This is a genomic window from Brevundimonas sp. SL130 (assembly GCF_026625805.1).
Taxonomy (GTDB): Bacteria; Pseudomonadota; Alphaproteobacteria; order Caulobacterales; family Caulobacteraceae; genus Brevundimonas.
Map to the genome: position 1 here is coordinate 3,120,572 of NZ_CP113064.1, position 9,814 is coordinate 3,130,385.

Below are 9,814 nucleotides of genomic sequence, written 5' to 3' on the forward strand. Positions count from 1 at the left end.
GTCTGTTCCCCCCGCCGCGAATTCGGTCTAGGCCTTGGGCATGAAACTCGCCTCGCTCAAGCATGGCCGCGACGGCCGCCTCGTGGTCGTGTCGCAGGACCTGCACTGGTTCACCGACGCCTTCCTGATCGCCCCCACCCTCCAGGCCGCGCTGGACGACTGGGACCGCTGCGGTCCCCGGCTTCTGGCCCTGGCCGAGAGCCTCGAGCATGAGGCCGTGCCGCGCGGCCGCTTCCACGAACGCGACGCCGCCCCCCCCCTGCCCCGCGCCTATCAGTGGGCCGACGGCTCGGCCTATGTGAACCACGTCGAACTGGTGCGCCGCGCGCGCGGCGCCGAGATGCCCGCCAGCTTCTGGACCGATCCCCTGATGTACCAGGGCGGTTCCGACAGCTTCCTGGCGCCCCGCGATCCCATCCCGCTGGCCGACCCCGCCTGGGGCTGCGACCTAGAGGCCGAGATCGTCGTCGTCGTCGGCGACGTGCCCCAGGGCGCGACGCGGGACGAGGCCCTGGCCGCCGTCCGCCTGGTCGGCCTGGTCAACGACGTCTCCCTGCGCAACCTGATCCCGGCCGAACTGGCCAAGGGGTTCGGCTTCGTCCAGTCCAAGCCCGCCAGCGCCCTCTCGCCCGTCCTGGTGACACCAGCTGCGCTGGGCGACCGCTGGAAGGACGGCAAGCTGCACGGCGAACTGACGGTCCAGCTGAACGGCGCCGACTTCGGCAAGGCCGACGCCGGCGTGGACATGACCTTCGACTTCGGAACCCTGATCGCCCATCTGGCCAAGACCCGGTCCCTGTCGGCCGGGACGATCATCGGGTCGGGCACGGTCTCGAACCGCGACGCCGACGGCGGCCCCGGCAAGCCGGTCTCCGAAGGCGGCCTGGGCTATTCCTGTATCGCCGAGGTCCGCACGGTCGAGACGATCCTGCGCGGCGCGCCCGAAACCCCCTTCCTCGTCCATGGCGACACGGTCCGGATCGAGATGCTGGACGACCACCATCACTCGATCTTCGGCGCCATAGAACAGACGGTCGCCCCGCTTCCAAGCCGCCCGTAACAGCGCTAGGCTGACGGCGATCAGTCTCCGGGGGGAGGCGCCGGAGGATCGACATGCCACCCGAGAAGCTCATACCGCTGCTGGTCTTCCCAGCCGTGCTGATCCTGGTGCTGCTGAAGAACCGGCGCAAGCGGGTGCTGAAACCGCAGTTCCTGTGGATCATGCCCGCCATCGTCGTACCCCTGATCGGGCTTGGGATCTGGGGTTCCAGCTACAGCCCGCGCGCCGTCCACGCTCCCTTCGGCCCCGACGCCTGGGCCGTCCTGGCCCTGGGCGCCCTTCTGGGCGGCGCCGCCGGCTGGTATCGCGGCAAGACCGTCACCATCGAAAAGGAGCCGGACGGCTCCCTGATGGCCCAAGCCTCTCCGCTGGGCCTGATCCTGCTGATCGTACTGTTCGCGGGCCGGGCCGGCCTGCGCGACCTGATTGAGACCCACGCCGCCGAATGGCATTTGAACGCCATGGCCGTCACCGACGCCTTCCTGGTCCTCGCCATGGGCATGATCGTCATGCAACGCGTCGAGATGTACATCCGCGCCAAGCGGGTTCTGGCCGGCGGCGTTGATCCACATGTTGAGGTCGTGACTTAAGGTTCACGCTTTACGCCGCCGTCGCCTCTGTGGCATGAGGCGGTCCTTCCGCTGCGGGCGTGGTGGAATTGGTAGACGCGCTGGACTCAAAATCCAGTTCCGAGAGGAGTGCCGGTTCGACCCCGGCCGCCCGCACCACCTTCTGAAATTTATGGAAATTCGCGCGCAGGCGGTCTTCAGACGGAGACGGCCCGCCCCGGAGCCAATAGGTTCGGCGCGCCTACGCGCACCGGAGCCAGACAGGTTCGGAACGGGCCGTAAAAGATCGGTACGAATACTAAAATCCGACCCGGTTCTATATTGGCATTAAGTCGCATTGCTGGAAAGGTGCGCCACTAACGAAAATGCACTTCACCCGCAAAAGCCTGGTGATCAACCCAGCGCCCCGTGGAAGAAGCCGGTCACATCGGCCAGGACGGTCGCCTTCTTGCGGAACAGGAGCGAGAAGGTTGAGATCAGATCCGCATGGTCCAGCCCCGGATAGAGTTTCGCCTCCGACCGACCGCCAACCGCCCTCATCCGTTGGTCGAGAATGGTCGTGTCCTCGGCATGGACCACGACGTCAGCCATGCCGTGGCCCAGCCAGATCGGCGGCGCGTCGGGACGGACGAAGGTGACCGGCTGGGTCAGGGTGGGGTCCGGCGCCCGACCAAAGGCGTTCCGTGACGCCGCCACATCGAACGGCAGAAAATCATAGGGCCCGGCCAACCCCGCCGCCGCCTTGATCAGACGGGGACGTCCCACGGCCTCCATATAGCGGCGGTCCAGGGCGATCATCATAGCCAGGTGCGCGCCCGCAGAATGGCCCAGCACGCCCAGTCTGTCGGGGGCGCCGCCATAGTCCGTAGCGATATCCGCCGCCTTGGCCGTCGCGGCGGCGGCGTCTTCGATGAAGGCGGGGAAGACGGCCTGGGGGGCCAGGCGGTAGTCGGGCAGGGCCACGACGAAACCCTGGGCCGCCAGGGCCTGCGCCGCCCAGCCATAGAGGTCTCGCGAACCCGAGTCCCACCCGCCGCCATAGAAGAAGACCACGGTCGGATAGGAACCCCGCGCGGTCGGCGCATAGAGATCCATTCGCTGCCGGGCGTCGTCGCCATAGGCGAGGTCGCGCGCGACGCGGCGCGCGCCCGCGTCTCTTGGGCCCAGGCTGTTGAGCAGGCCCAGGGGCGAACAGGCGGCGGCGAGAAGGCCCAGAGCGGGGGCGAACAGACCTCTTCGTGTCATGCGGTACGATCCATGGCTTTCACAATATCGCGTCGCGGCCGGTTCGGCTCCGTCCCTTGAAGATTATCGCGTCCCGGCGATCAACCGGCCGTAACCGGCGTCCTCGGCCCGATCTGGATCGACAAGGGCGAACGCGGCGGCGATCGGCTCCTGTGGTCGGTTTCAATGCGCCAGTCTGGCCTTGGGGCCAGCGGCGGTCAGCCCCCGTATGGAAGCGAAATTATCATCCGTTTCCACCTCAGTTGTCGTGAAAGCTTTACATCTCCAAAAATCGGCGCATATTTCATCAGAGCCCTGATCTTAATTCAGGCCATAGGAGGATGCCCGATGACCCGTTTCGTAACGCCCGTCCTGATCGCCGCTACCCTGGCCGCGGTCGCCACCCCCAGCCTGGCCCAGTCTACGCGTAGCCAGACGGCCCAGCCGGCCAAGCTTCAGTCCGTCATGGTCTGCGCCACCGACGCCGCGACCCGGCGCGCCTATCAGCGTGAATTCGGCGCCGCGCCGGTCTTCGTCACCGCCCAAGAGGCGGTCGAAGCCCGCCAAGCCGGCCAGCGCTGGGCCGCTCCGCGTTGCATGACCGAGCGGCAGTACGACCGCCTGGTCTCCATGACCCAGACCCGCGCCTCGCTCTGACCCCTGAGGCGGCGCAGTAAAAAGGGGCGCGGCCTTGCGGCTGCGCCCCTCTTTCGTTCTGGAGATGACCCGACCTATTGGGCCGGGGTCAGGTATTTGTTCAGCCAGCCGAACACCTCGTCATGCCATTGCAGGCTGTTGGCCGGCTTCAGCACCCAGTGGTTCTCGTTCGGGAAGACGATCAGACGGCTGTCGATGCCTCGGCGTTGCAGCGCCGTATAGGTGGACAGGCCCTGAGCCGTCGGGATGCGGAAGTCCAGGTCGCCCTGCACCACCAGCATCGGCGTCTTCCAGTTCTCGACGTGATTGGCCGGGTTGAACTTCTGGTAGCCCTCCGGCTTGTCCCACGGCGTGCCGCCGTATTCCCACTCGGTGAACCACAGCTCCTCGGTCGAATAGCCCATGCCGAAGGTGTCGAAGACGCCGTCGTGGTTGACCAGACACTTGAACTCATTGGACCAATTGCCGGCAATCCAGTTGATCATATAGCCGCCGTACGACGCCCCGAGGGCGCAGGCGTTGTCGCCGTCCAGGAAGGCGTATTTCTGCTGGGCTGCGGCCCAACCCTTTTGCAGATCTTCCAGCGGGCGGTCGCCCCAGTGCTGGCTGATGGCGTCGGTGAAGGCCTGGCCGTAACCGGTCGAGCCGTGGAAATCGATCATCACCACCGCATAGCCGGCGCCGGCATAGGTCTCAGGGTTCCAGCGATAGGACCAGCCGTCGCCGAACGAGCCCTGCGGCCCGCCGTGGATCAGGAAGGCGACCGGGTACTTCTTCCCCTCCTCATAGCCGACCGGCTTGATGACATAGCCGTGCACCGTCTCGTTGTTCCAACCGGGGAAGTTGAACTGCTCGTATTCGCCGAACGCCTTGGCCTCCAAGGCCGGGTTGGCCACGGTCAGACGACGGGGCATTTCGCGACCCATATAGGTCTTGAAATACAGATCGCTGGGCGACTTCAGACTGTCCTGGGCAAAGACGAAGCCCGACGGAGTCTGCTGGAAGGCCGAGACATGGCCCGGCCCGGTGACCGGGGTCACCACGCCGTTGCGCGTATCCACAGCGAACAGTTTGGTCGAACCGACGTCGCCGGCGGTCGTATACAGGGTCTGGCCGTCGCGCGACCATTGCAGGGTGTCGGCCGAACGGTCCCAGTTCGACGCGATCTCGCGCTTCTGGCCCGATTGCACATCCATCAGCACGATCTGATAGCGATCGGCCTCAAAGCCCGGACGCGCCATGGCGCGATAGGCCAGGGTCCGGCCGTCCGGCGAAAACACCGGACCCGCGTCCCACGCCGGATTGTCCGGCGTCAGGTTCGAGAAGGTTCCGTCCCCGGTCAGGCCGTTGGTCTTCCACAGGTCGAAATTGGTGCTCCACGGCTCGGTCTTGCCGGCCAGCCGCGCCGAGAAGACGACGGAATCGCCCGCCGGAGTAAAGACGAAATCGCTCTCGTCGCCGAACGGCTTGGACGGGGTGTCGCCGTCGAAGCCCTTGGTCACCCAGACCGGGTTCCCCGTTGTCTGGCCGTTCCGGCCGATGGACTGGACGAACAGATGGTTCTGGGTGTGGTCGTTCCACGTATCCCAGTGGCGTACGAACATCCGGTCATAGACTTGGCCGGTCGATTTCCGCTCGGCCACGGCCTTGCCCGTTTCGACTGAGGCGTTCAGGTCGGCCGCGTCCGGATAGACGGCCAGGGACACGGCCACCTTGTCTCCACTCGGACTGATCCGATAGGCGTTCACGTCCAGCGGCAGATTGGTCACCTGCACCGGCGTCGCCGTGGGAGATGCCACCCGCCAGACCTGGCTGGCGCCCGACTTGCCCGACAGGAAATACAGATTGCCGTCCCCGCCCCAGCGGGCGGTATTGGCGCCCTGATCCGAAATGGCCAGGCGGCGCGGCGCCACGTCCGGCGTCTCCAGATCCAGCAGCCACAGACTGCCGGCGCGGCGGTTGGCCTCCACATCCGTCGTCGTCACCGAATAGACGACATAACGCCCGTCCGGCGACACCTGCGGATCGCCCAGCCGGTTGGCGGTGATCATGTCGCGATAGGTGAAGGCTTCCGGCGTGGCAGGCGCGGCCGGAACCGGGGCGGGCGGAACCTGGGCCAGGGCCGGAGCGGCGCTCATCAGGGCGATCCCCGCGCAGGCGGCGGACAGGAGGGAACGGTGACGCATGGGGCATTCCTCGCAAAGCTTGCAGCCGCGAGGCGTAGCACCCCCCTTCGCCGGGCGAAAGTTGCTGCGCGCAGGCGTCTTAGCTAAGATGGATGGACCAAGGAGCGACAGATGACCATCGTCACCGTCCATCACGCCAAGACCCACCTCTCCAAACTGATCGCCGCCGCCGAACGCGGCGAAGAGGTCGTCATCGCCCGCGGCGACAAGCCGGCGGTGCGGATCGTGCCGTTCGAGTCCAGGCTCACGACGCCCGTCGCGCCCCGTTTCGGGGCGCTGCGCGAAGAAGGTCGGTTCGATGAAAGCTTCTTCGACGCACTGCCGGAGGAGGAGTTACGCCTCTGGGAAGGACGTGAGGATTGAGCCTTCTGCTCGACACCCACGCCCTGCTGTGGCTGGCTTTCGGCGACGAGCGCCTGCCCCCGCGCGTTCGTGCTCGCCTGGAAGACCGGTCTGTCCCGATCTATGTCAGCGCCGTTTCCGCCATCGAGGTCGCGATCAAGCACCGGATCGGCAAGCTGCCGCAAGCCGGTTCGATAGCTCGAGACTTCGGCGGGGCGATCACCCGCCTGGGCTTGCAGGGGTTGCCGATTTCCATCGCCGAAGCGGAACTCGCCGGACGGATGGACGGCGATCATCGCGATCCCTTCGATCGCCTGCTCATCGCCCAAGGCCTGCTCAACGATCTGACGCTGGTCTCCAACGAAAAGCTGTTCGACAGCTTCGGCGTGGCGCGCCTCTGGTAGGCTTGCTCACTTTCACTGAACCGGCGACAAGCGGTCGTCCATGAATCCCGCCGCCCTTCCCGTTCGCCGTTCGCCCCATATCGTCGATGTCCTCATCGCCGAGCGCGCCCCGCGTCTGACCGCCTCGGCCTGGTGGCCGATAGTCCGGCCGGCCCTGTATTCCGTGCTGAACTACAAGGCTGCGGTGCAGATGGCCGACGCCATCCAGGGCCTGTCGGGAGCCGAGACCCTAAACCATGTCTCAGACCTGCTGAGCCTGAAAGTCGCCGCCGACCATCTGGACCGCCTGCCCGCGACCGGCCGCTGCGTCGTGGTCGCCAATCATCCCACCGGCATCGCCGACGGGGTCGCGGTTTATGACGCTGTCAGACAACGCCGCCCCGACGCCATCTTCTTCGCCAACGCCGACGCCCTGCGCGTCTCTCCCCGGCTGGCTGAGACGGTCATCCCGGTCGAATGGGTTCACGACAAGCGCACCCGCGAAAAGACCCGCGCCACCCTGAACGCCGCGAAAGACGCCTTCGAGGCCGAACGCTGCGTCGTCATGTTCCCCGCCGGCCGTCTGGCCCGCGAGAAGAAGGGCGTTCTGACCGATCCCGAATGGGCGTCCACCGCCGCCTCCCTGGCGCGCAAATACGGCGCGCCCGTCATTCCCATGCACGTTACCGGCCCCTACAGTCGGCTGTTCCACCTGTTCGACAAGATCTCGCAGGAACTGCGCGACGTGACCCTGTTCCACGAACTGCTGAACAAGGCAGGCAAGCCCTTCGGCGTCGTGGTCGGTCAGCCGATCCCGCCCGAGCGACTGGACGTGGACGCCGTCAAGGCCACCGTGGCCCTGAAACATTTCACCGAACGGACCCTGGCCGCCGATCCCGACGCGGTGTTCCCATGAAGATCAACCTTCCCGACGCCGAGGCCACCACCCGTCTGGGCCACGCCATCGCCCCTCTTCTGGCGCCAGGCGACAGCCTGCTGCTGTACGGGCCGCTGGGCATGGGCAAGTCAACCCTGGCGCGCGGCCTGATCCGCGCCCTGACCACGCCGGACGAGGACGTGCCCAGCCCGACCTTCACCCTGGTCCAGTTTTATGAGTCCGATCCGCCCGTCGCCCATTTCGACCTCTATCGCCTGACCCGGCCGGAAGAGGCGTTCGAGATCGGCCTGGACGAGGCCCTGGACGAGGGCTGCGCCGTCATCGAATGGCCCGAGCGGCTGGGCGAGGAGCCAAGCCGGTTCCTGGGGCCCGACCGGCTGGCCATCGAAATTTCCGAACACGGCGACGGCCGTGTTGCGACCGTTTCCGGCGCAGGCCGGTGGGAAGACCTGATCGACCATGTCCGTTTCTGATCGCGAACAGCTTCGCCTCGACTTCCTGAAGGGCGCCGGCCTGGCCGAGGCGGCGCGCGCGCCCCTGCGCGGCGACGCCTCGACGCGGCGCTACGAGCGGCTGACCACGCCGGACGGCGCCAGCCTGATGCTGATGGACCAGGCGCCCGCCGCCGAAAGCCCGCCCGCCGACCCATCCTGGACGCCGCAACAGCGCCAGGCCGCCGGCTGGAACGCCGTCGCCCGCCTGTCCGCCGGCCGGATCGAGGCCTTCGCCGCCGTCGCCGCCCATCTGAAGTCCCTGGGCCTGTCCGCCCCCGAAATCCCGGCCCTGGACGCCGCCAACGGCCTGGCGGTGCTGGAAGATTTCGGCGACGCCCTGTTCGCCCGCGTGATCGAGGACGGCGCCGACAAGACGCCCCCCGAGACATCGATGTATCTGGCCGCCATCGAAGCCCTGGCGACCCTGCACGACGCCGGGAACCCGCCCCAAACCCTGCACGGCCCCGGCGGCGACTGGCCCCTGCTGACCTATGACGAGACGGCGCTTCAGGGCGGGGCGGATCTGTTCGTCGAATGGCTGCCACGCTTCGACGATCGCGTGCGCTTCGACGCCGCCGCAGTCGCCGACTGGCGCGAAGCCTGGGCGCCCCTGGTCGCCTCGGGCGCGGCCGGCGCCTCGGTCATGGCGCACCGCGACTATCACGCCGAGAACCTGATCTGGCTGCCTGAGCGCCAGGGCCCCGCCCGCGTCGGCATGATCGACTTCCAGGACGCAGTGCGCGCCCACCCGTCCTGGGATCTGCACTCCCTGCTTCAGGACGCCCGCCGCGACGTGTCGCCGGCGCTGGAGACCGAGGCCCTGGACCGCTATTTCGCCCTGCGCCCCCATGTGGACCGCGCCGCCTTCATGGCCGACTACGCCGGCCTGGCCGCCCTGAACGAGGCGCGGATCATCGGCATCTTCGCCCGGCTGATCGCCCGCGACGGCAAGCCCCGCTACCGTCAGTTCCTGCCACGCATGTGGCGGCATCTGAACGCCAATCTGGAACAGCCGGCCCTGGCGCCCGTCGCCCGCTGGTTTGACCGCCACGTCCCAGCCGAGGTGCGCGCATGACCGCTCCCAAGACCGCAATGGTGCTCGCCGCCGGCCTGGGCACCCGGATGCGCCCCCTGACCGACGATCGGCCCAAGGCCCTGGTCGAGGTGGCGGGGCGCGCCCTGATCGACCATGTGCTGGACCGGTTGGCCGACGCGGGGGTGGAGACGGCGGTCGTCAATGTCCACTGGTTCGCCGACCGGCTGGAGGGTCATCTGGCCGCGCGCGGACGCGGCCCCCGCATCCTCATCTCCGACGAACGGGCCGAACTGCTGGAAACCGGCGGCGGCTTGAAGAAGGCTCATCCCCTGCTGGGCGAGGATCCCGTCTTCGTCGCCAACATCGACAGCGTCTGGATCGACCGGGGCGACGCCCTGGCCGATCTGATCCGCCTGTGGAACCCCGAGACCATGGACGCCGCCCTGCTGCTGGCCCGCCGCGAGGGCTCCATCGGCTTCGAGGGCGACGGCGACTTCTTCCTGGCCGAGGACGGAAAACTGACCTTCCGCGGCGACGCCCCCTCCGCCCCCTTCGCCTATATGGGCGTCCACATCACCCGCCCCGGCTATGCCGACCACGGCCCCGACGGCCCCTTCTCCCTCAGCCCCCTGTGGCGCAAATCCGCCGCCGAGGGTCGCCTCTACGGCTGTGTCCTGGACGGCGACTGGATGCACGTCGGCGATCCCCAGGCGCGGGATCAGGCCGAGGCGAAACTGGCGGGGCAGGGATGACGCCCGCCGCTTTGCCGCGCCCCACCCCCTCCCCGTCATCCTCGGGCTTGTCCCGAGGATCCATACGCCCGGTGTTCGCCGGTACGCACCGGGCTCGACGGAGTCTATGGATCCTAGGCACAAGGCCTAGGATGACGGAATTGAAGTGAGCGGCTTCGACCCCTTCGCGGACCTCCCTCAAGCAGCCGACCGCCGCGCGGTCGGCGCTAGGGA

The 9,814-nt window shown here is 67.5% G+C and carries 11 protein-coding genes and 1 tRNA gene; 10 read left to right on the forward strand and 2 right to left on the reverse strand.

Annotation, left to right across the window (positions count from 1 at the left end):
• Window positions 1-40: 40 nt before the first annotated feature.
• The 3 genes from OU998_RS15215 to OU998_RS15225 all read left to right on the forward strand — a co-directional run bounded on the left by OU998_RS15215 (window position 41) and on the right by OU998_RS15225 (window position 1,788).
• Window positions 41-1,060 (forward strand): fumarylacetoacetate hydrolase family protein, encoded by a 1,020-nt coding sequence (locus OU998_RS15215; RefSeq protein WP_267514501.1) that lies wholly within the window; start codon window positions 41-43, stop codon window positions 1,058-1,060.
• Window positions 1,061-1,113: 53 nt separating this feature from the next.
• Window positions 1,114-1,650 (forward strand): CcdC protein domain-containing protein, encoded by a 537-nt coding sequence (locus OU998_RS15220; RefSeq protein ID WP_267514502.1) that lies wholly within the window; start codon window positions 1,114-1,116, stop codon window positions 1,648-1,650.
• Between the two features lie 53 nt (window positions 1,651-1,703).
• Window positions 1,704-1,788, forward strand: a tRNA-Leu gene (locus OU998_RS15225).
• Window positions 1,789-2,022: 234 nt separating this feature from the next.
• On the opposite strand, the gene OU998_RS15230 is transcribed toward OU998_RS15225, so the two are convergent.
• Entirely contained in the window at window positions 2,023-2,874 is an 852-nt protein-coding gene (locus OU998_RS15230) for an alpha/beta hydrolase (protein WP_267514503.1), read from the reverse strand.
• A gap of 327 nt (window positions 2,875-3,201) precedes the next feature.
• Here OU998_RS15230 and OU998_RS15235 point away from each other — a divergent pair, with 327 nt between their 5' ends.
• A complete protein-coding gene (locus tag OU998_RS15235) occupies window positions 3,202-3,510 on the forward strand; it encodes a hypothetical protein (RefSeq protein ID WP_267514504.1) in 309 nt (102 codons plus the stop codon).
• A gap of 74 nt (window positions 3,511-3,584) precedes the next feature.
• Here the strand turns inward: OU998_RS15235 and OU998_RS15240 are convergent, their stop codons facing one another.
• Window positions 3,585-5,696: an alpha/beta hydrolase family protein gene (locus OU998_RS15240; protein WP_267514505.1), complete on the reverse strand. Its 2,112-nt coding sequence runs from the start codon at window positions 5,694-5,696 to the stop codon at window positions 3,585-3,587.
• A 111-nt stretch (window positions 5,697-5,807) separates the two neighbouring features.
• Between OU998_RS15240 and OU998_RS15245 the strand changes: the two genes are divergently transcribed.
• Genes OU998_RS15245 through murU form a run of 6 tightly spaced genes read left to right on the forward strand, consistent with a single transcriptional unit; the run spans window position 5,808 to window position 9,601 of the window.
• Entirely contained in the window at window positions 5,808-6,059 is a 252-nt protein-coding gene (locus OU998_RS15245; protein ID WP_267514506.1) for a type II toxin-antitoxin system Phd/YefM family antitoxin, read from the forward strand.
• Window positions 6,056-6,442 (forward strand): type II toxin-antitoxin system VapC family toxin, encoded by a 387-nt coding sequence (locus OU998_RS15250; RefSeq protein ID WP_267514507.1) that lies wholly within the window; start codon window positions 6,056-6,058, stop codon window positions 6,440-6,442. The genes OU998_RS15245 and OU998_RS15250 overlap by 4 nt, the downstream gene beginning before the upstream one ends.
• A 40-nt stretch (window positions 6,443-6,482) precedes the next feature.
• On the forward strand, window positions 6,483-7,337 hold the full coding sequence (locus tag OU998_RS15255) for a GNAT family N-acetyltransferase (RefSeq protein ID WP_267514508.1): 855 nt from the start codon (window positions 6,483-6,485) through the stop codon (window positions 7,335-7,337).
• Entirely contained in the window at window positions 7,334-7,792 is a 459-nt protein-coding gene (gene tsaE / locus OU998_RS15260) for a tRNA (adenosine(37)-N6)-threonylcarbamoyltransferase complex ATPase subunit type 1 TsaE (RefSeq protein WP_267514509.1), read from the forward strand. Before OU998_RS15255 ends, tsaE begins: the two co-directional genes overlap by 4 nt.
• Window positions 7,779-8,888: an N-acetylmuramate/N-acetylglucosamine kinase AmgK gene (gene amgK, locus OU998_RS15265; protein ID WP_267514510.1), complete on the forward strand. Its 1,110-nt coding sequence runs from the start codon at window positions 7,779-7,781 to the stop codon at window positions 8,886-8,888. The genes tsaE and amgK overlap by 14 nt, the downstream gene beginning before the upstream one ends.
• Window positions 8,885-9,601 (forward strand): N-acetylmuramate alpha-1-phosphate uridylyltransferase MurU, encoded by a 717-nt coding sequence (gene murU / locus OU998_RS15270; RefSeq protein WP_267514511.1) that lies wholly within the window; start codon window positions 8,885-8,887, stop codon window positions 9,599-9,601. Before amgK ends, murU begins: the two co-directional genes overlap by 4 nt.
• Window positions 9,602-9,814 lie beyond the last annotated feature (213 nt).

What these genes read in the sequence shown, in the direction of transcription:
- amgK (WP_267514510.1), top strand. Translation starts at nt 7,779, where the DNA reads ATGTCCGTTTCTGATCGCGAACAGCTTCGCCTCGACTTCCTGAAGGGC.
- tsaE (WP_267514509.1), top strand. Translation starts at nt 7,334, where the DNA reads ATGAAGATCAACCTTCCCGACGCCGAGGCCACCACCCGTCTGGGCCAC.
- OU998_RS15245 (WP_267514506.1), top strand. Translation starts at nt 5,808, where the DNA reads ATGACCATCGTCACCGTCCATCACGCCAAGACCCACCTCTCCAAACTG.
- OU998_RS15220 (WP_267514502.1), top strand. Translation starts at nt 1,114, where the DNA reads ATGCCACCCGAGAAGCTCATACCGCTGCTGGTCTTCCCAGCCGTGCTG.
- OU998_RS15215 (WP_267514501.1), top strand. Translation starts at nt 41, where the DNA reads ATGAAACTCGCCTCGCTCAAGCATGGCCGCGACGGCCGCCTCGTGGTC.
- OU998_RS15230 (WP_267514503.1), bottom strand. Translation starts at nt 2,874, where the DNA reads ATGACACGAAGAGGTCTGTTCGCCCCCGCTCTGGGCCTTCTCGCCGCC.
- OU998_RS15240 (WP_267514505.1), bottom strand. Translation starts at nt 5,696, where the DNA reads ATGCGTCACCGTTCCCTCCTGTCCGCCGCCTGCGCGGGGATCGCCCTG.
- OU998_RS15255 (WP_267514508.1), top strand. Translation starts at nt 6,483, where the DNA reads ATGAATCCCGCCGCCCTTCCCGTTCGCCGTTCGCCCCATATCGTCGAT.
- murU (WP_267514511.1), top strand. Translation starts at nt 8,885, where the DNA reads ATGACCGCTCCCAAGACCGCAATGGTGCTCGCCGCCGGCCTGGGCACC.
- OU998_RS15235 (WP_267514504.1), top strand. Translation starts at nt 3,202, where the DNA reads ATGACCCGTTTCGTAACGCCCGTCCTGATCGCCGCTACCCTGGCCGCG.